At 54.5% G+C, this 19,868-nt stretch carries 14 protein-coding genes; 4 read left to right on the forward strand and 10 right to left on the reverse strand.

Annotation, left to right across the window (positions count from 1 at the left end; translation table 11 throughout):
• Positions 1–17 precede the first annotated feature (17 nt).
• The 3 genes from ACTRW9_RS00465 to ACTRW9_RS00475 all read right to left on the reverse strand — a co-directional run bounded on the left by ACTRW9_RS00465 (position 18) and on the right by ACTRW9_RS00475 (position 3,048).
• Positions 18–1,970, reverse strand: coding sequence for a hypothetical protein (locus tag ACTRW9_RS00465; RefSeq protein ID WP_442427885.1), 1,953 nt, complete (start codon positions 1,968–1,970; stop codon positions 18–20).
• A gap of 130 nt (positions 1,971–2,100) precedes the next feature.
• Positions 2,101–2,628 (reverse strand): sirohydrochlorin chelatase, encoded by a 528-nt coding sequence (locus tag ACTRW9_RS00470; RefSeq protein WP_442427886.1) that lies wholly within the window; start codon positions 2,626–2,628, stop codon positions 2,101–2,103.
• 9 nt (positions 2,629–2,637) lie between these two features.
• Positions 2,638–3,048 (reverse strand): pentapeptide repeat-containing protein, encoded by a 411-nt coding sequence (locus ACTRW9_RS00475; protein WP_442427887.1) that lies wholly within the window; start codon positions 3,046–3,048, stop codon positions 2,638–2,640.
• A gap of 485 nt (positions 3,049–3,533) precedes the next feature.
• On the opposite strand from ACTRW9_RS00475, the gene ACTRW9_RS00480 reads away from it, so the two are divergent.
• The 4 genes from ACTRW9_RS00480 to ACTRW9_RS00495 all read left to right on the forward strand — a co-directional run bounded on the left by ACTRW9_RS00480 (position 3,534) and on the right by ACTRW9_RS00495 (position 9,071).
• A complete protein-coding gene (locus ACTRW9_RS00480) occupies positions 3,534–4,844 on the forward strand; it encodes a porin (RefSeq protein WP_442427888.1) in 1,311 nt (436 codons plus the stop codon).
• A gap of 326 nt (positions 4,845–5,170) precedes the next feature.
• Positions 5,171–6,970, forward strand: coding sequence for a SulP family inorganic anion transporter (locus tag ACTRW9_RS00485; RefSeq protein ID WP_442427889.1), 1,800 nt, complete (start codon positions 5,171–5,173; stop codon positions 6,968–6,970).
• Between the two features lie 188 nt (positions 6,971–7,158).
• Complete coding sequence (locus ACTRW9_RS00490; RefSeq protein WP_442427890.1) at positions 7,159–7,821, forward strand: carbonic anhydrase; 663 nt, start codon at positions 7,159–7,161, stop codon at positions 7,819–7,821.
• Between the two features lie 65 nt (positions 7,822–7,886).
• On the forward strand, positions 7,887–9,071 hold the full coding sequence (locus ACTRW9_RS00495; protein ID WP_442427891.1) for a HAMP domain-containing protein: 1,185 nt from the start codon (positions 7,887–7,889) through the stop codon (positions 9,069–9,071).
• 45 nt (positions 9,072–9,116) lie between these two features.
• On the opposite strand, the gene ACTRW9_RS00500 is transcribed toward ACTRW9_RS00495, so the two are convergent.
• From ACTRW9_RS00500 to ACTRW9_RS00530, 7 genes are all read right to left on the reverse strand, one after another.
• On the reverse strand, positions 9,117–10,283 hold the full coding sequence (locus tag ACTRW9_RS00500) for a hybrid sensor histidine kinase/response regulator (protein ID WP_442427892.1): 1,167 nt from the start codon (positions 10,281–10,283) through the stop codon (positions 9,117–9,119).
• A 25-nt stretch (positions 10,284–10,308) separates the two neighbouring features.
• Positions 10,309–13,206 carry an ATP-binding protein gene (locus ACTRW9_RS00505; RefSeq protein ID WP_442427893.1) on the reverse strand — a complete coding sequence of 966 codons (2,898 nt, stop codon included), beginning with the start codon at positions 13,204–13,206 and terminating at the stop codon, positions 10,309–10,311.
• A gap of 80 nt (positions 13,207–13,286) precedes the next feature.
• Complete coding sequence (locus ACTRW9_RS00510) at positions 13,287–14,234, reverse strand: GGDEF domain-containing response regulator (protein ID WP_442427894.1); 948 nt, start codon at positions 14,232–14,234, stop codon at positions 13,287–13,289.
• 175 nt (positions 14,235–14,409) lie between these two features.
• A complete protein-coding gene (locus tag ACTRW9_RS00515; protein WP_442427895.1) occupies positions 14,410–15,516 on the reverse strand; it encodes an HD domain-containing phosphohydrolase in 1,107 nt (368 codons plus the stop codon).
• Between the two features lie 272 nt (positions 15,517–15,788).
• Positions 15,789–16,919: an ATP-binding protein gene (locus tag ACTRW9_RS00520; RefSeq protein ID WP_442427896.1), complete on the reverse strand. Its 1,131-nt coding sequence runs from the start codon at positions 16,917–16,919 to the stop codon at positions 15,789–15,791.
• Positions 16,920–17,197: 278 nt separating this feature from the next.
• Positions 17,198–18,562, reverse strand: a complete 1,365-nt coding sequence (locus ACTRW9_RS00525) for a sigma-54-dependent transcriptional regulator (RefSeq protein ID WP_442427897.1) — start codon at positions 18,560–18,562, stop codon at positions 17,198–17,200.
• A gap of 26 nt (positions 18,563–18,588) precedes the next feature.
• A complete protein-coding gene (locus ACTRW9_RS00530) occupies positions 18,589–19,806 on the reverse strand; it encodes a hybrid sensor histidine kinase/response regulator (RefSeq protein ID WP_442427898.1) in 1,218 nt (405 codons plus the stop codon).
• Positions 19,807–19,868: the final 62 nt, after the last annotated feature.

Consider the following 19,868-nt stretch of genomic DNA (forward strand, 5'->3'; position numbering starts at 1 on the left):
GGCGTCTCCCGGGTCGATTAAAATTCAAGAAAACCGGAGCGGTCTTCGAGGTCCGCCGCGTCCGCGATCAATTGATGGTAATGACACTGCTTGGCATCCAGCACCACCAGCCGGTTGGTGCCGGGACTGGCGGCGAGGGCCTTGACGGTGGAGCCGCAATGGATTTTCCATACCAGTTCCCCTGTCGACACCTTGTAACACGAAACCGCATCACGCACGGGAGCGAGTTCAAGAATATCGTCGCCGTGCTGTGTGAGCACCGAACGCGATGAATGAAGCACGGCCCCTTCCGGCTGGTAACCAAGCTTTTCCAGTACAAACATATGCTTGCTGGTTCCCCGAAACACCGCGAAACGCGGCAGGAGATCGATGCCGCCCACCGCCTCCGGCAGGGTGAACTTCCAGTCGCGGTCGCCTTTCGGGTTGAAGCGATGACATCCGCCGTCCCGGCACCCCAGGTACAGGCCGCTATCGTCCAGCGCCCAGGCGTCGATCGGCGCGTTGAGACGGAGGCGTTTGCCTTTCATGGTTTTCAGGTCCAGCAGGATGGCCACCGCGGGCGACGTGTGGAAGGCGGCCATGCGACCGCGCTGGTTCAACAGAATGGCGCGGATGGGCAGGTCGAAATCGTACGAACCTTTTTTTTTGCCGCTTCCGGAATAGAACCCCACCCAGCCGCTGGCATCGTATGTCATCAAGGCCCGGCCCTCCGGGTCGATCCCCACCGCTTTGAGCGGGTAGTGATAAAATCCGATCTGCGTCTCCCTGCCGGTTTCCATATCCACCACCCACAACTCGTTGCCGCTCCAGAAAAACGCACGGTCGCCGGTGTGGGAAAGTCGTGCGTGATCCATGCCCGTCATGAAGGTTTTCGATAACAACCCGCGACCCGCGTCATCAAGCAGGCGGAAGTCCTTGCGTCCGCCCATCAGGAATCGTTTGCCGTCGGCGGACAGGCACAGCACCGGATCGCCGTGGGCGAGGGACGGTGGAACCTTCTCCTTCCAGATTTCCTTTTTATCGGACACCTCGCTGAAGCTGGTGAGCTCCAGGTAATCGGTGCGCGCTTCCGTGTCCTTCACAAACTTGTAGCAGGAAAGCACCCCGGTTTCCTCGAACAGGAGCACCCGGTCACCCTTGCGGTCCACGAACAGCCCGCCCACTCCGCTGTCGAGTTTCGTCTGCCACACCACCTGCGCTTCCCGGTCCACCATGTAAACACTGTGGAAAGGATCGGACAAAAGCAGGTAGTCGCCGGTTCCGCTGACGTCGATGTGGTTCACCATGCGGTCGAGGTCGATGTGGCGCAAGGTGCGCGCCTCGCCATCGAAGATATACACCCCCTTGTCGAAACAGCAGATGGCCAGCGCGTCGCCGGAGTCGCTGGTCACGATTTCCGAGGGACGGTCACGGCCGAGGTCGATCGCCGCCGGACAATTGACCAGCCACAGGTTGGCGCCGTGGCCGGTGTAGAGCCCGAGCGAAACCTGGTTGTGCACGATCCAGAACTGATCCTTTTTCCCGATGGCGCGGACCACCCGTCGCGGCGACGGCAGGGGCAGGCGCTGGCGCACGCGGCCGGAACCGTCGACCTTGAGGGTCTCCGCTTTCCAGCCCCACAGGTAAAAGAAACCGCCTTTCGCCTCCACCGAGGTCCACACCGCGTCGTAATCCTGGCGGAATGTCTGTTTTCCGGAAAAATCGAACCCCGTCACACGGCTGTACTCATCCAGTGCCGCCAGACGTTTTTTGACCGGCAACAACCGCACCTGCCTGACGGGTTTGCCCACGTTCGCATCGAACAGCACATGGCCGTTGGCGTCCAGAAGTTGCACGTGCCCGTCCTCGAACCCGAGCGCAAGGAAGTGCGAGACGCCGTCGTAATCGGCGCAGGTGACCCCGCCCTGGACTTCCAGCGCCCACAGGCGGACACCGGACTTATTGGCTTGTCGTTTGGAATGTGACGGCACGGCGCGAAGAATAAAATGAAGTTATCAACCAATAATTCAATAGAGTATAAACCCTTTGTCCAATGTAACGGTTTTACCGGATTTTTAAAGCCGGAAATGGCATAACAGGAAGAGAGGGATCGGGAAGCAATCAGCGGGAAGGGGGTTGCGAAGAATACCCGTCAAGGTGATCCGCCAGAAATCCGGCGAGGGTATCGAGGTCGAACGGCCATGCGTATTGCAGGTTGAGATCGGGAAACTGGCTGCGCAGGGTGGAGAGGAGTTCAGGAATTTCCTGTTCCGAGTGGGAACCACCCGGCGTGAACATGGTGGGAACAACGGTGACGTGGGTGAACCCCGCCTCGACCAGCTTCTCCACCGCTTCCAGCACCGTAGGCGCGCAGAACTCGTTGTAGGCCACGACCAGGCGCGAGGGAGCCACCCGCTTCTCCAGCCGCTCGGCCAGACGTTGCAGGCCGTGGTGATAGGGATCGTTCTCCGGCGTGCGCGGCCAGTTGCGGATCTGGCGGTCGAGGTCCATTTCCTCCGCCGTCGGCGGTTGCCCCGTGGCCTTTCGCTGGCCTTCCAGCTTCTTGAGTCGGGAGACCCAGTCGGACGGGCAGTCCTTAGGCAGGCCTCCATGACCCACCAGAACCACCGCGTGTTTGCCTTCAGTCATGATCCGGCCTCAACCCTTTTCACAGCATTCGAACTGGTCGTCGGAGACCCATTCAATCTGGATATTGTCGGGCAAACGCGTATCTTTGTCCAGGTAGGCGAGTTCGAGCTGGTCGCAGGTGAGATTGGTGGCACCGCTCAGGTCCGCACCGTTCAGGTAGGAATCCTCGAATTCAACGTCCTCCAGGTTGGCGCCTTTGAGGATGGCCTCGCTGAGCACTGCGCCGGTGAGGTCCGCTCCGCTCAAATCCGCGCCGGTGAGATCGGCGCAGATGAGGTAGGAATAACTCAGGTCCGCGCCCTGCAACTGGGCGTGGTCCAGCTTGGCCTGCATCAGCTTGCGGTTGCTCAAATCGGCCCCCGCCAGTTCATTTTTGGTTTTTTCTACTTGAATTTTGTATTCAATCCATTCAGGCAACATGATTCGAACATTTCAACGGATTAACAACGATTTCTGGGTAAGTTATAACGAAATCAATGTATTCGCTGGCATGCTGTTTTGTCAACCACGTTACGCCTTCGACCCGTCGATGTCCCGAACAATCGAACATCCGGTATTCCTGGGAGAATGCCCACTCCAAAACGGCAGGAAGCCATCCATCAAGCCGTTCAACCCACGGGAGGGTTGGCCGTATTTTTTAGTATTTCCAGATTTCGCATGATTTGGCAGAGTTTTCCCTATTTCTAGATCAATGCAAATTCATCCCTTGCGAAAATCTAACATTTCCTTTCTATTTTGAACCCGTTGAACATTGAACCTGTCATACAAAAGATCGAAGGGTTCACAAGTCACCGCAAGCCATCCCTAACGAGGAGGAAGTAATGATCAGAAAGGCAGTCCTTGTTTTACTTGTTCTGAGCGCCCTGTTACCGTCCACGGCGTTTTGTGTCCCGGGTAATGAGGAAATGGAAAGCATTCATGAAGACACCGAGAAGCGCATCGAAAACCTTGAGGAACGGTTGAAACGGGACGAGGAAAGATTGAAAGAGCTCGAAGAGCTTGAAAAAAAGTGGAAGGAGAACGTGGGAAAACAGGGGGGAGGCGGAGAAGATTATATTCGGGTTAAATACAAAAATCCCGGTTTCGAGCTGGAAACCGCCGACGGCCTGTTCTCGACCCGGCTCGTGTGGCGCGCCCAGTTGCGGTACACGAGTCCCCACCGCTCCGATCCGCGCGGTGTGTCGGACTTCACCACCCGCTCCGATTCAAATAACTTTGAAGCCCGCCGGTTGCGCATGAAGATCGGCGGTCACGGATACAAGCCCTGGATCGATTACTACTTCGAAGTGGACCTGCAACCGTCGCGCGATGTCGATGACAATGCTGCGGCCTCCTCCGCGCGGGTCATCGACTGGCGCATCACCCTGCAACCGATCGATGAGTTCGGCATCCGCGTGGGCCAGTGGAAAATCGACTTCAACCGCGAGCGTGTGGATTCCTCCGGACGCCAGCAGTTCGTGGAACGGTCCATCGTGAACCGCGTGTTCACCATCGACCGCCAGGTGGGCGCGCAGATTCGCGGCCGCTTTTTTAAAGAGACTTACGCCGATATGCGGTACTGGGTGGGTGTGTTCAACGGCGAAGGCCGCTCGGTCAACAATCCGGACAATGACATGATGTACATGGGCCGCCTGCAGTGGAACTTTCTCGGCCGCGACCTGAAATGGCGCCAGTCGGATGTGGAATTCCATAAAAAACCGACCGGCAGCCTGGCTTTCGGCGCCGCCACCAACAACGGCAAATGCTCGCGCTGGAGTTCTTCCGGCTGTGGCAACCTGAGCGGCCTGACCGGTCCCGGGGCCACTTCGCAGAATTTCAAGACCGAACAGTACGTTCAGGAATTCGCGTTCAAGTACCGGGGCCTGTCGATTCAGCAGGAATACCACTGGAAGGACGTCGAGGACAAGCGCAACATGACCACCCACAAATACAAGGGGATGTACGCCCAGGCGGGTTACTTCTTTCACGGCCTGGTTCCCCAGATTCCGGAAAAACTGGAACTGGCTTTCCGGTACGCGTTTGTCGATGCACCGGTGGCCAGCAACGTGGCCCTCACCGACGAGCGTGAAGAATACACCTGGGCTTTGAACTACTTCTTCTCCGGCCACGATAACAAAGTCACCGTCGACTATTCCATTCTGGAGCTGGAAGACGCGTCCACCGGAATGTCTTACGACGACAACCGCATCCGGGTTCAATGGGATATCTCTTTCTAGGGAGACCCCCACGCACCCCCATGTTTGAGTTCGGGCCAGCCTCTCCTGCCCGGATTCTCCGACCAGCGATAAGGACTTTTCCTTCTCACTGGCTTACCTCCGGCTGGCCGCCCTCCTTTGCGGGAGAGGGCGGCTGGTTTTTCCTCGTGTTATCCTATGCCAAACCGGGCAAAATTCCTACTCAATGACAGAAATGACCTTTGAATTTAATACTTTACAGGCATAGAGTTTTTTCGATTATATGTCGTTTTTTTTGTGACCAAATTGCTTATTTTCGCTAGAATAAACTCTATGCTTTTTTCCAATGTTTTACAGTTAAAATCCATATGCAGACGAAAACCTTGAATATTGGGTCCATGCCGAAGGTTGAAAAGGAAAGAGCAAGCCTCTCCCTCAAATCGTACTTTCAGTACGACCTGAATAACCTAAAGGGGGACTTTTTCGGAGGGGTCACGGCAGGCATCGTGGCGCTCCCCCTGGCCCTGGCTTTCGGGGTTCAATCGGGCATGGGGGCGATCGCCGGGCTCTACGGCGCGATTGCGCTTGGTTTTTTTGCCGCCCTCTTCGGAGGAACCCGCCAGCAGATCAGCGGCCCTACCGGCCCGATGACGGTTGTGTCCACAGTGGTGGTCATGACCGCCGTCCAGAACATGGGCAGTCTGGAAGCCGCTTTCGGCACCATCATCGCCATCTTTTTCCTGTCCGGGGTGTTCCTGATCGGATACGGTGTCATGAAACTGGGCACCTACATCCGCTACATTCCCTATCCGGTGGTTTCCGGTTTCATGACGGGCATCGGGGTGATCATCATCATCCTGCAAATCTTTCCCTTTATGGGACAGAAATCGCCGAAAACCATTCCGGCGGTTTTTCATGAACTGCCCAAAGCCCTGACCGCCATCAACTGGGAAGCCGTGCTGGTGGCCACCGCCACCATCGCCATCATTTACATCTTCCCGCGCATCACCAAAACCATCCCCAGTACGCTGGTCGCCCTTTTCGTGGTCTCCGGCATCTCCGGCTGGGTGGGGCTGAACGTTCCCCTGATCGGCGACATTCCCGATGGGTTTCCGGAACTGCGGATCGGTGATATGTCTTTGGATGGGATGAAAATGGGCCTGATCATCAAGCTGGCACTCACCCTGTCGCTGCTGGGTGCCATCGACTCGCTTCTAACCTCGGTGGTGGCGGACAACATCACCAAAACCAAGCACAACTCCAATCAGGAGCTGGTGGGCCAGGGCATCGGCAACATGGCCGCAGCCGCGATCGGCGGTCTGCCGGGTGCAGGCGCGACGATGCGCACGCTGGTCAACATCAATTCCGGCGGCCTCACCCGCCTGTCGGGAATCATCCACTCCATCGTGCTTCTTGTCATCCTGATGGGGGCGGGCGTGTATGCTTCCCAGATTCCCCTTGCCGTACTGGCAGGCATCCTGATCACCGTCGGTATCGGTATCATCGACTACAAGGGCATACGCCACGTCAAGGAAGTGCCGCGCGCCGATGCCGTGGTCATGTTCCTGGTGCTCGGGCTGACCGTTTTTGTGGACCTCATCCAGGCCGTGGCGGCAGGCCTCATCCTGGCTTCCGTTCTGTTCATGAAGCAGATGAGCGACCAGGCGGGACAGAAAGTGAAAATCTCCCCGCTCCGATCCTATTCCAAGGAAATTCCGTGGGATGACGAACACATTCCCGCCCACATCATGGACAAAATTTACGTGAAGCATCTGGACGGCCCGTTGTTTTTCGGATTCGCTCCGTTCTTTCAGGAAATGGCAAAAACCCTGCCTGATATCCGCGTCGTGATTTTCCGCATGAAAAAGGTCCCCCACATCGACCAGACGGGTCTGTACGCACTGGAAGAGGTGATCCGCGAATTTGAAACCCGGAACATTGCGGTGGTGATGACCGGACTGCAGGACCAGCCCCTGCGCATGCTGAGGCGCATCAACATTGTTCCCGGCATGATTCCGGAGCAGTATCTCTTCCCTTCCTTTGAAGCTTGCATGAAGTGGCTGGAAGAAGAATTGTCCGATGCCTCTCAGGAAGACATGCATGCATTTTTTGACGAACTGGACAATGTCCGCCGCCAGCAAAAGCTGATTCCCAAATACAGGCTGTAAGACTTCCCTCATGGGATCGAGCGACCGGGCCCTTTTTTTCGGGTCCGGATTTCATTTTCATAACAGGAACCTCCCGCTCCCTCCTGCAGAAGCAACCGGGGACGATCCCCGTTGTCCGCCTTTAAAAAACCAATTCCAGAAACTGCCAATCCTCCCCGTAATATTCGAAGTATCTCGACCTCACAATCATGAATTCCCAGATAAAAATTATTAAGCCCCTGTGCTACTTTAGATTACCGGGTTTTCTTCCAACCTGTTTTATTGTTGAAAGCGGACAAATGACAACTCAATTATTAAACGAACTGATGCTGGGGAATCAACGATTTGCAAGGGGAGCCACGCTCCATCCCCATCAGGACCCTCTCTACCGGAAGGAATGCGCGAAGGGTCGGCCATCACCTACGGCGGTCCTGGCCTGCTCCGACTCCCGGGTTGCCCCTGAAATCATATTCGATCAGGGACTGGGGGACCTGTTTGTCCTGCGGGTCGCGGGCAATATCGCCTCCAGCATGGTCCTGGCCAGCCTGGAATATGCCGTGGAGCACCTGGGAACGCGGCTCATCATCGTTCTCGGCCACAGCAACTGCGGCGCGGTGACGGCGGCCGTTTCCGGCGATCAGGTTCCGGGGCACATTGGCAACCTGGTGGAGTTCATTCAACCCAGCGTATCAAAGTGCACAAGTAATGGGCACCTTCCTTTAGTCAATGAGGTGGTCCGGGAGAATGTCCTACATAACGTACAAAATATCCGGAAAACCGAACCGATCCTGTCCAAATTGACCGAAGAGGCCGGATTGGTGGTCATGGGTGCGATTTATCATTTGGAATCCGGGAAAATAGAATTATTATAGGTAGGAACCTGGTTTTTTCGGGACCGGATTACCGCAGATTCTGATTTCGCCATCCTGGATTACGAATGGGAAAGTTCCGAGATTGTAAAGTAAGCACCAAAATCGGGGTAGGATTCGGGGTCATCACCCTGATTCTTATGGGAGTGGTTCTGATAACCATTCAGCAGGTCAAGAATATGGAGGCGATCACCAAACGGGTGGTGACCCTCCGGACCCCGACCGCCCACTCCAGCCTGATGATGTTGAACGGGATGAACCATTCGCTTGCCTCCCTGCGCGGATGGGTGATACTGGGCGATCCCAAGTTCAAGGAAGAGCGCGCCACTGCCTGGAACGAGCAGATTGAACCCTCCCTCCAAAAGCTGCACGAGCTCTCCGGCCAATGGAACAACCAGGAGTATGTGAATCAACTCCATGCCATTGAGAAAGACCTCAAACAGTTCAAGGTGTTCCAGCAGGAAATCGAGAGCATTGCCCAAACAGACGAAAATACACCGGCCCGAAAAATCCTGTTTGAAAAAGCACAGCCATTGGAAGACCGGTTGATGACTTACGTCACCCGCATGATCAACCTGGAGATGCGCATCCCTCCGTCTTCACAGAACCGCAAAGCGCTCCTGGCCATCATGGCCGACCTGGAGGGAACGACCAGTCTGGCATTCGAAAAGGCGGAAGAGTTTCTATTATCGGGCGACCCCGGATTCAAGGAACAGTTTCGGAAAAACTGGGAGGACAACACGAACCGCTTCAACGACCTGAAGCGAAACTTCAAATTGTTGTCTGCGGACCAGCAGAAGGTGTTCAAACGGCTGGAACGGGCGCGTGAACAGATCGCCCCTCTTTTGCAGGAGATCATCCAAATCCGTTCGGGCAAGGAGTGGAATCTGGCCAACGCCTGGCTGGCGCAAAAGGCGGTGCCCGTCGCCTTCCGTATCAAATCCTTTTTGAATGAAATGACGGATACGCAGAACAAGCTGCTTGATAAAGACATGCAGGAAATTTCCAACCGCACACACTTTCTCGTGGTGCTTCTGGTCATCCTGTTTTTCATTGCGGCATTGATGGCGGGGGTGCTGGGGTCCACCATCACACGCACTGTGAGCGAACCCATCAAACAGGTCAGCAACATGGCGAGGGAAATGGCGCAGGGGAATTTACGCCAGAAAAAGCTTCCTATTCAGGCCAAGGATGAAGTGGGCGATCTAACGGAAAGCTTCAACCAGCTGCTTGAAAAAATGAAAGGCAAGTGAGGCAATGGGTTTGCCGGCCAACCTGTTCCGGATTCCCGCCCCTCTTTAAAACCTGTAGTCCGGCATCTCCAATTTTGGCAGAGCGACTTCAAACGTCGACCCTTTTCCCACCTCGCTGCGCACCTCTATTTTTCCCTGATGGGATTCCATGATGTTTTTGACAATAGCCAGCCCCAGACCCGTGCTTTTTTCGCCCCCGGTGGGACGGGCGCCGAGCTTCTGGAATCCCCTGAATATCTGTTCCTGATCTTCCGGCCGGATCCCCTGCCCTTCATCCCGGATCCGCACGTGTGTCCAGCCGTCCTCCTGCCGCAGCTCGATGAAGACATCCGACCCGAGCGGGGAATACTTGATCGCGTTGCTGATCAGATTGTCCAAAACCTGAGCCATGCGGCCACGGTCGAAAACGATCGGTTCAATATCCTGCAAATCCTCATTTATGGAAATATCCTTGCCCCGCGCATGCCCTGAATTGATCTGGATCCTTTCCTTCAACAAAGCGGTCAGATCGCCGGGCCCCAGGTCCAGCTTCAGGTTGCCGCTCTCGATAACCGAAATATCCAGCAGGTCATCCACCATGCCCAACACATCATTGACCGACTTGCTGATCAACTGAAGCATTTCGTTGTGTTCTTTGGGAGAAAACGAATCCCCGGAAAGTTCGAGTAGTTCAATGAATCCCTTGATGGAAGAAAGCGGGTTTCGAATATCGTGTGCGGCAATGCCGAGGAATTTATTTTTTATTTCGTTCAACGCAACCAGATCCACGTTCTTTTTTTCCAGTTCCTGAATCAAAACCTCCCGTTGCTTTTTGAGGGAATGGAGTTGAAGGTGTGTTTTGACCCGTGCCAGCACTTCCCCTGATTTGAAAGGCTTGATGATGTAATCCACACCACCTTGCTTGAACCCCGCGACCACATCCTCAATATCCGTACGCGCGGAAATAAATATGACAGGAGTTTCGGCGGTTTGCGGGTCGGCTTTCAGCCTTCGGCAGGTTTCATAGCCATCCATGCCCTCCATCATGATATCGAGCAGGATGAGGTCCGGCATGAAACGCGACGCGATGGTAAGGGCTTTTTCTCCGCTCAGGGCAACGGAAATATTGTAGCCCTCCACCTCCAGCGTTTTCTGCAGAACATCTACATTGGCGGGAGTGTCATCAACAATTAAAATTTTGAAATCTTCAAGGTCGGGCTGGATGGAAGACATGCTGCTCACACATTACAACCGGGAACTAGGAACTCGGGCCCGATTGAATTCTGTTCAAAAACTCAATGACCTGGTTGATCAACTTCATATCATATGAACGTATCAAATCCTTGAAATACAGGGCGAGCTTTTTCTCTTCACCGCCATCCTGGATGGTGTTCAGGCTCTTTTCAAAACTGGTGAAATTATAACTGGATGCCGCCGCCTTGATGTTTTCCATTACCTGATTGGAAAAGTGAACCCGGGCCAGATCGATTTCACGGTCCGAGGCAGCCGCCTGGGGTCCCGATGTTCGTTTCAGAAAATCGATGGTCAAACCGTAACCTGTTCCAATGATTTGAAGAATTTCCTGAGTCTTCACCGGCTTATCCAAAACCTGGTTCGCTCCCGCCTGCTTGAAGGCATCGGCCAGTTCCCGGCCTTGGGCCCCGGCCACCCCCACAAGAAGAATTTTTTCAAAGGTATTGTACTTGCGCAGGTTCCGGATCAGCGCCTCGGCTTTGGCCCCCAGCCCGTCCAGATTCAAGAACACCAGATCCACCCCCGGGTCTTCAAGCATTTGCGGCGACTCGATATTTTCTACATGATGCAGGGAGATACCCAGGCTTTCGAGCACTTCGCCCAGTTGGCGGGATTCCAGGAGCTGGAATCCATTCGTAAAACCTGCCCGCAAAGACATCCACGCAAGCGGCTTTTTAAAATGCCAGGAATCGTTGTCATACGACGAAATTTCTCCAAACCGTTTGAGCGGCAACTCGATGGTGAAATGCGTGCCCTTGCCTTCCGCCGACTGAACGGTAATGGTCCCGCCCATGGCTTCGATGTGTTTCTTTGAGATAGAAAGGCCCAGTCCCATGCCTTTGCTCAATCCGATTTCTCCCAGTTTTTCAAACGGGTCAAATACTTTTGCCAGTTGGTCCTCGGCAATGCCCCTTCCGGTATCTATAATTTCAAAGCGAAACCACTCATTCGGTTTTTGCTGAACACGCAGAAGCACGGCTCCCTGGTCCGTAAATTTGATGGCATTGCTGAGGATGTTGGTGAGCGCCATATGCAATTTGGCCTCGTCACCGTACACCCAAAGGGGCCGTTCCTCCAGTCCCTCTGCAAAAAAATCCAGCCCCTTGAACATGCACCGGTTGCGAATGGACGAATTGATGCGGTCAACCATGCCAACCAAATCAAAAGCCTGACTGTACAGTTCCGATTCACCGCCGTCGATCTTGGACATTTCCAGAATATCGTCCATCAATCGCATGAGTTGGTTCCCACCATCCAGAATACGGGATACGTATTCCTTATGTTGCGGTGGAAGACGGGGGTCGCGCTCAATGATCTGCGCAAACCCGAGGACGGAGTTGAGTGGGGTGTGAATCTCGTGACTCATATGGGCAAGAAATTCGCTCTTGGCCCGATTGGCAGCGTTGGCCTCAATGCGGGTCCTCAATAATTCCCGTTCCCGCTGTTTCCAGCCTGTGGCGTCCCACGCAATCACTGTAGCCCCAATACAGGCTCCCCCGGAGTCCAGTACAGGCGCCAGGGTGAGGGCCAGTTCCAGGGTTTCTTCATTTTTGTCAATTCCCCGGGTCTCAAATTTGACCGTATCTCCTCCCCGAATCCCCTCCAGAATCCGCCCGGCGTCCTCCTCATTTCCGGGAGCGATCAGCATGGCCAGGTTTTGGTCCATCAATTCATCCTGCTTGTAACCAAAAATCCGCTCCGCACCCGAATTCCAACCGGTGACCTTGCCGTCGAGATCCACCTCAATGATGGCATCCTGGGCATTTCGCAGAATGGTGTTCAAAACGGCCCGGCTTCGTGAAAGCTGCTTGTGTTCCAATAAGGCCTGCAATTGAGTCCCGGCCGTGGTCAGGATCTCCAGCAACTCCATGTCGGGTTCCCGGACATTGGAGGTATAAACCTGAACCACCCACAAAAAATCGTTATTCATGGAAATGGGGAAGGCAAACCCGGAATGACCGGCCCCCGATTCCTGGATATCGAGTCTTTCCAGGAAAAGCTTGTCCCGCCAAACATTCTGCTCCCAGACCGGGAGACCGGAGTCCCAAACCCTTCCGGGCAACCCTTCTCCATTTGCAAATACCGCTTCCATGACCCGGGACATGGTGGGTAGGGTGAGATCGGGAATGTTTTGGTACATAATGCCGGCCGGAACCAGGCAGGTCCCGCTGTCATCCATCCGGTGCACAACACCCAGGGCGCAATCCAGAGTCACGCAAATCTCACGCAGGTAGGCCCGCAGCCCGGATTCAAATGAATCGGATTGAGCCGCAATCCGGGTGACCGATTTCAACAAATGAATATAGGAGGCCTTGCGTTCCATGCACCTCTCCACCTCCTCATCCTTCCGGGAATTGCGAAGACCCAGCAAAACCTGCCCGCAAACATTGAGCAACGGTTGAAACCATTCAACAAGGTCTTCTTTGTAGCCGTCCTTGCAATTGGCCAGGCACAGCATCCCCAATACTTCTCCACCATGGGAGACCGGCAGGCCAACGAAAGCGTTGAGCGGCGGGTGCCCTTTCGGCACTCCACCCCCGCGCGGATCGTTTGCCGGGTCGTTGGCAACCACCGGGTTGCCGGTGGTGAACACCTGGCCGAACAAGGTTTTGAGGTTGAAAAACTCCAGTCCACTGCGGCCGTATTCCTGAAAAAACCGGTTTACCTCCGGGTCGGTGGAAATGCTGCAATAGGCCAGTATGGAAACGTAGGGATCCCCTGCGGGGCTTTCCCTCACGTCGGCGATGAACCCATACTCACTTTCCGTCAACCCCAGCACCCGCCGGGTCAGGTTCCGGAATACCGTGTGAAGATCGTCACCACGGCTGATCTCCAGTTGAAATTCGTCGATGATTTTTAGCAACGACAATTTCGCATAGACTATTTCTTCCGCTTTTTTCATAGCAGCAAACCAAGTTCAACCCGTCTAGAAACGGGATGGCGCTTCGCGCCCGCCGATTGCTTCCTGGACTGAAACAACCTTTATTCGTTTTCCACAGGAGCAAAGCAAATCTGGTTCGTCCCCCCCCGTACCGCCTGGTCCAGCTGATGTTCGGTGTTTTCTATAGCCTGTTTGAGACGCTCTTCCAACTCGGTGGACGTGCCAATCGGATACTGACACATCCCAAAACTCATGGAAACCGCCATATCCTGCGATCCAATACGAAACAGGGAGTTCTTCAGAATGGTCTGGAACTTGCGCGCCACCACCACCGCTCCCTCCAGCCGTGTGCCCGGAAGCAACACTAAAAACCGTTGAGGATTCCATTGCCCGATGGCATCCAGGATTCGGCTGTGGCTGTTCAGCTTTTCACCCAGGTCAGACAGCAGATGATCCAGGTCCTCTTTCTTTTCTCGGGCAAATTTCTCCTGCCATTCATCAACATGTCCCATCATTAAAGTGAACGGCACCTGAATCCGTTGGTAGCGGATGCCTTCCCACCGGTACAGTTCCAACAGCAAATCCCGGTCCAGGACTCCCGGTGTTCTCTTGGCACCGAGCTTTTGAGACATTTCCTTGATCAACAGCTTTTTTTCACGCTGAAGCTGCTGGATTCGCAATTGATTCTGGGCACGGGCCAACACCTCGTCCTGCCGAAAGGGTTTGGTTATGTAATCGGCACCGCCCGACAGATAACAATTATCAATTTCCTCAATGCTGGTCTGGCCCAGCAGAAAAATAATGGGGATGTCCGCAGTGACGGGGTTGGATTTCAGCTGCCTGCTCAGCTCGAAGCTGTCTGTCCCTTCAAGATGTGCATCCAGCAGAATGAGATCGGGTAGAGAACGGGAAAGGATTTCAGGCACGCGGTTTCCGGCGGAAGTGGCGAAAATGACGTAATCTTCCTTCTCCAACATTCCCCTCAGGATATCGATGTTGGAGGGAATGTCATCCACAATGAGAATGTTCATTCCGAAATGACTTTTCATCCCACCTTCCATCTCCACTCCTGGAAAGAACTGGATCGAACACCGTGAACCATCCACTTCCACAAGCGAATCGCACACAAAACGGGCCCCTGCTTCACCTTCAGTCCGGGAAGGAGATTTTCCGGGCCATCGCCAAAAACCCACAAACATTCACCAACCGGCCCGCCGATTGAACTTACGAGTTGGTGAGGAACTTTTCCAGATCCGGAAACTGGTCCGGCGTGTCCACATATTGGTTTTTGATTTCTTTGACTTCCGGCAAAATGTTTTTGAATTTTTCAACCAGGTGGGGGTCGAAATGCTGCCCGGCGCATTTATCCAATTCCTCAACGGCCTCCTCCACCGTCCAGGCTTTTTTGTAAGGCCGGTCGGAAGTGAGGGCGTCGAACACATCGGCAATGGCGACGATCCGGCCTTCCACAGGAATTTCTTCCTCCTTCGTCCCTGATGGATAGCCTGACCCGTCCCATTTCTCGTGATGCGTGAGAGCGATGCTCTCTGCCATCTTCATCATTTCCGAACTGGACCCGGAAAGAATTTCCGCACCGATTGTGGTGTGGGTTTTCATCACTTCCCATTCTTCCGGTGTGAGCCGCCCCGGTTTCAGCAGAATGCGGTCGGGTATGCCGATTTTGCCGATGTCGTGCATGGGGCTCGCATTCAGGATCAGGTCGCATTCTTCCTCCGTCATGCCGATGGACTCCGCCAGCAGCGCAGAAAACTTGCTCATGCGAATGACGTGCATGCCGGTTTCATTGTCCCGGTACTCCGCCGCGCGGCCGAGCCGCTGGATCACCTCCAGACGGGTGTCAACCAGCTGTTGGGTCCGTTCCTGAATTTTCTGGTCGAGAACCTGGTTCTGCTGGCGAACCTGGTTATGCAGCAGCCGAACGTCCAGCATGTTCTTGATCCGGGCCAGCGCCTCGATCACATTGAACGGCTTGGTGATGAAATCCATCGCCCCGGCGAGAAGCGCCCTGACCCGGATGTCGTTGCTGTTATTGGCCGTGAGGATCAATATCGGAGGGGGATTGACCTCACGCTCGTAAACCTGGATTTCCTTCAAAAACTGAAAACCATCCATCCCCGGCATGTTCAGGTCCAGCAAAACAAGGTCCGGACCCCATTCCTGGTATTTCTTCAAACCCTCGTGGGGGTCCGTGCATACGTTGATGGAACTGTATCCCCTCTGATGGAGCATTTGCTCCAACAGCTTCACGTTAGACACCTCATCGTCCACTATCAAAATCTTGCCGTCGAGAATATCGTCTTCGGTCAACATAACAGGCCACGTATCCTTGTAGTTTTACTCAGTTTAAGCGGAACCCATGAAAATCTCTACCGCAGACCCCTGATATTATTCTCGCATGAAATTCCGCTTATATTAATCCGAAACCTATCCCCTGCCCAGTTTCTTCTTTTACCAAACTCCCTTTTCACAATTAAATTCGAAAATCCGAATAATATTTTCGGATATGACAAAGCATGCAGTCAATTACAACTATCGAATCATAGCAGGTTACCTCACCCCTGATAAAGGTCCGGAGCGTGTTGTCAAAATCCGGCACCCTCGTTTGCCCCGGCCTGACCGGGAAAGGTGAGGATCACGGTCGTGCCCTCCCCCTTTTCCGCCAGCGCGGAAATCTTCCCCCCCATTTCCGTCACGATGCGCTGACATACGGTCAAACCCAGACCCGAGCCCAGGCGTTCCCCCGCCGGACCCAGTTGCACGAACGGTTCAAAGATGCGGTCCGAATCCTTGTTGTCGAATCCGATCCCGTTGTCTTTCACCAGAATGTGCCACACCCCGTTTCCTCCCTGAAAACTGTCCACAGTGATCGCCACCGGGCATTGCTTTTTGCGAAAAGCCACCGCGTTGGCAATCAAATGCCGGAACAGCAGGTAGAATTTTTCCGGGTCCCCCTCCACCACCGGCAGGTAACCCACCTCCAGCCGATTGGGAGGAGATTGCAGTAAATCGGAAAACTCCACCGCCACCCGCGAGACCACCTGATCCAAAGCGACCCTCATCCGGAGCGGTCCGGAATTGGGTACCAATGCTTCGTTCAAGCCCATCTCGGTCAAAAGCCGCGTCAGGTCACCCGCCGTCCGCTCCAGTTCCTGCACTTTGGCCATCCCCTCCCGGTCTCTATTTTTTTCAAAATTTCTCAGTGCCTGGTAACTGAGAGCCACCATCTCCCCGACCGGTCCGGGAAGATGGCGTTGCACCTGGTCCATCAACATTTCAAACTGCTTTTCGCCGGCAATGAAATCGTTTTGCCCGGCGTGTGAACTGGATTGTTTTGGTTCCCTTGGGAGAATCGTATGCACCACCATGAGAACACCTTCATGTGTCATGGCCCGCAACCCGATTTCAGCATCAAAAACCTTCCCTCCGGGACCCACCATTTTCAGATGCAGGGTCCTCGAAGGAACCTTCGTTTTAACCTGCCGGTTCAATGCATCGTGATACGCACTCAGGTGCCCGGGTTCCATGAATTCATCCATCAAAGGGTGGTCTATCGGTTCGTGATGGAACCCCAGCATTTCCCCCGCCCGGCTGTTTGCCCAAACCACCATTCCCGTGGCATTGGTGCAGACCACACCCTGATAACTGGCCTCCAACACATCTCTCAGGAATTCGCCTGTCACTTCCAAGGTGCCGTTCGCTTGCAAGGAATTCATTTTGGTTTCCTTTATATTTTTGGGAGGAGTAAGGAAAGACGGGTCCAACTCCACTTATCCTGATACAGCAAATTGCATGCCACCGGACACAATGGAAAACAAGCCTATATATTACTTATAGTTACAGGGAGGGAGGGGTCCCAAACCGGATACCGTTCAGGGGGTTCGCTTCACGAATTCCGGGTTTTTTTCTGGATTTCGGACCACGTCGGACAGGAGACGGACGTTTTTACCGGGGCGCACGAATGCGGACAGGAGAAAGGGTTCGGGGGGGGGGGTTACTGATAGTCTTTTCGGTTCAAACCGAAGGTTTTAATTTTGTCATACAGCGTTTGTTTCGGAATCTGCAGGACCTCCTGCGCTTTTTTGAGGTCTCCCTTCTGCCGGACCAGTTCCTGTTCAATCAGGTTCCGTTCAAAATTTGCAACCTGCTCCTTAAACGTCAAATTGAGCCTGTCCGGGTTGGGGTCGGGGAGATCGTCGGAAGACAACAGCGACGATTCGAGGTCGAGATTGAGGCCGAGCACGAATTTTTCCGCCTCGTTGCGCAACTCACGCACATTGCCCTCCCACTGCCGGCTCAACAGGCGCTGGATCGTTTCCTTGGACGGCGCAGGGGCCTGTATATTGTAACGGGCACAGGCTTCCAGAACAAAATGCTGGAACAGGACGGGGATGTCTTCCTTGCGGTCACGGAGAGCGGGCAGTTCGATCTGCACCACGTTCAACCGGTAATACAGATCCTTGCGGAACTTGTTTTCCGCGTACGCCTGCTTCAGGTCTTCCTTGGTGGCGGCAATCACCCGCACGTCCACGTTGACCGGATCGTTGGACCCCACACGCAGGATGTAACGGTCCTGCAGGACGTGCAACAGCTTGACCTGCAGGTGCAGAGGCATGCTCTCGATTTCATCCAGAAAAACCGTGCCGCCCTGGGCGTGCTCGAATTTGCCCACGCGCCGCTTGCTCGCACCGGTGAACGATCCCGCCTCGTGTCCGAACAGTTCGCTTTCTATAATGGCTTCCGGGATGGCGCCGCAGTTGATGGCGACAAAGTGATTGCCGGCGCGCTTGCTCTGATCGTGAAGACAACGGGCAACGAGGTCTTTGCCCGCTCCGGTTTCACCCAGCAGGAGCACGTCCACATCGCAGTCCGCGATGTTCTCCACGGTTTGTTTCAATTTTTCAATCGCGGGAGATTTGCCGATGATCTGAGCCTTGCCGCGACTGCCTTCGCGGGAAGCTCTCAATTCGCGGACTTCCATCACCAGCCGCCGTTTCTCCAGCGCCCGGTGAAGCACGTCCATGAAACGGTCCGTTTCGAACGGTTTTTCGAGAAAGTCGTAAGCTCCGTCCTGGATGGCCTTCACCGCCATCGGAACGTCCCCCTGGCCGGTCATCAACACCACGGGAAGATCCGCATCCATTTCACGAATCGCCGCCAGCAGGTCCAGCCCGTTCATGCCGGGCATCATCATGTCGGTGATGACGATTCCCGGCCAGGCCGGGGACAACAGGCTCAACGCCTTTTCGGCGGAATCCCGGGCTTCGACTTCAAATCCACGTTGGTTCAACTGATGTGAGTAGGCGCGACGAACGATTTCCTCATCATCCACAATCAGGATCTTGTTGACCGTTTCCATAAAGCTTCAAAAATCTCCGGAATCACTCAACCCGGTTCCTCGTTATTCTCGGCAACCGGACGGTTCTGGGATACGGGGAACTTGAGCGTGAACCGGGTCCCCTGCCCCGGCGTGCTGTCGCACTCGATGGTTCCTCCATGCTTCTGCACGATGCCGTAACTGACCGAAAGACCCAGTCCGGTCCCCTTCACCTCGGACTTGGTGGTGTAAAACGGCTCGAAAATTTTCGGGATGGCGTCTTTCTCAATGCCGCAACCCGTGTCTTCGATTTCAACCGTGACGTGTTTGCCGTCGGTTGCGGTGCTGATGTGGATGGTGCCGTTCTCCTGATGAATGGCTTCTTCGGCATTCTGCAGGAGGTTCAACGCCACCTGCTTGACCTGGTCCTCCACACCCAGCACCGGAGGCAACTCGTCAGCATACTGCTTGACGACCTTGATTTTTTTCGACTGAAATTTTTTCATGGCAAGGGCCATCATGTCATCGAAAACATGGTGCAAGTCCAGCGGTACGGACTTCCCCGTGGAAGGACGATAAAACTGCTTGAGTCGCGTAGCCAGATCCATCACCCGCGTCGTCTCCCGCACGGCCAGGTCGGCCAGGCTTTTCAAATCTTCATTGAGTTGCGTCCCGTCCTGAATCTGTTCCAGAATATTGCGCACCCCAAGCAAGGGGTTGTTGATCTCGTGGGCTATGGAAGCGGCCAGCTTGCCTACGGCGGAAAGCTTTTCCACGTGCATCAGTTGCTGGTGGTAGGCGATCATCGCCGCCGTCCGTTCCCGCACCTTTTCTTCCAGAATCTCGTTCTGTTTGCGAATCTGATTGTGGAGCCGGCGCACCTCCAGAATGTTGCGGATGCGCGAACAGATCTCGGAAATATCAAACGGCTTGTTCACATAGTCGCGAGCGCCCATGCGAAGCGCCCGGAGGCGGGTGTTGAGGTCGGCCTGTGCGGTCAGCACCAGAACCGGAAGATACGATTCCTTTTCGATTTCCTTCAACTGCTCCATGATCTCGAAGCCGTCGATATCCGGCATGTTCAGATCGAGGAGGACCAGGTCCGGCTGGAACGACTGATATTTGGGGATGGCCTTGCGGGGATCGGTGATGGATTGAAAATTGGCGTAACCTTCATGCTGGAGAACTTTTTCCAATAGCTGGACGTTCGTCAATTCGTCGTCCACAATCAAAATTTTCGACGCCATGATGTCTTCTGCTGTGACCACGCCTGCTCCCGTCTTCATTCATTGGCCAAGTTCTTTCCATTTTAATCATTTTTCCGATTATTGAAAGTGTTTCCACCGGG

Origin of the sequence: Nitrospina sp. 32_T5 (genome assembly GCF_052156635.1) — a bacterium.
Taxonomy (GTDB): Bacteria; Nitrospinota; Nitrospinia; order Nitrospinales; family Nitrospinaceae; genus Nitrospina.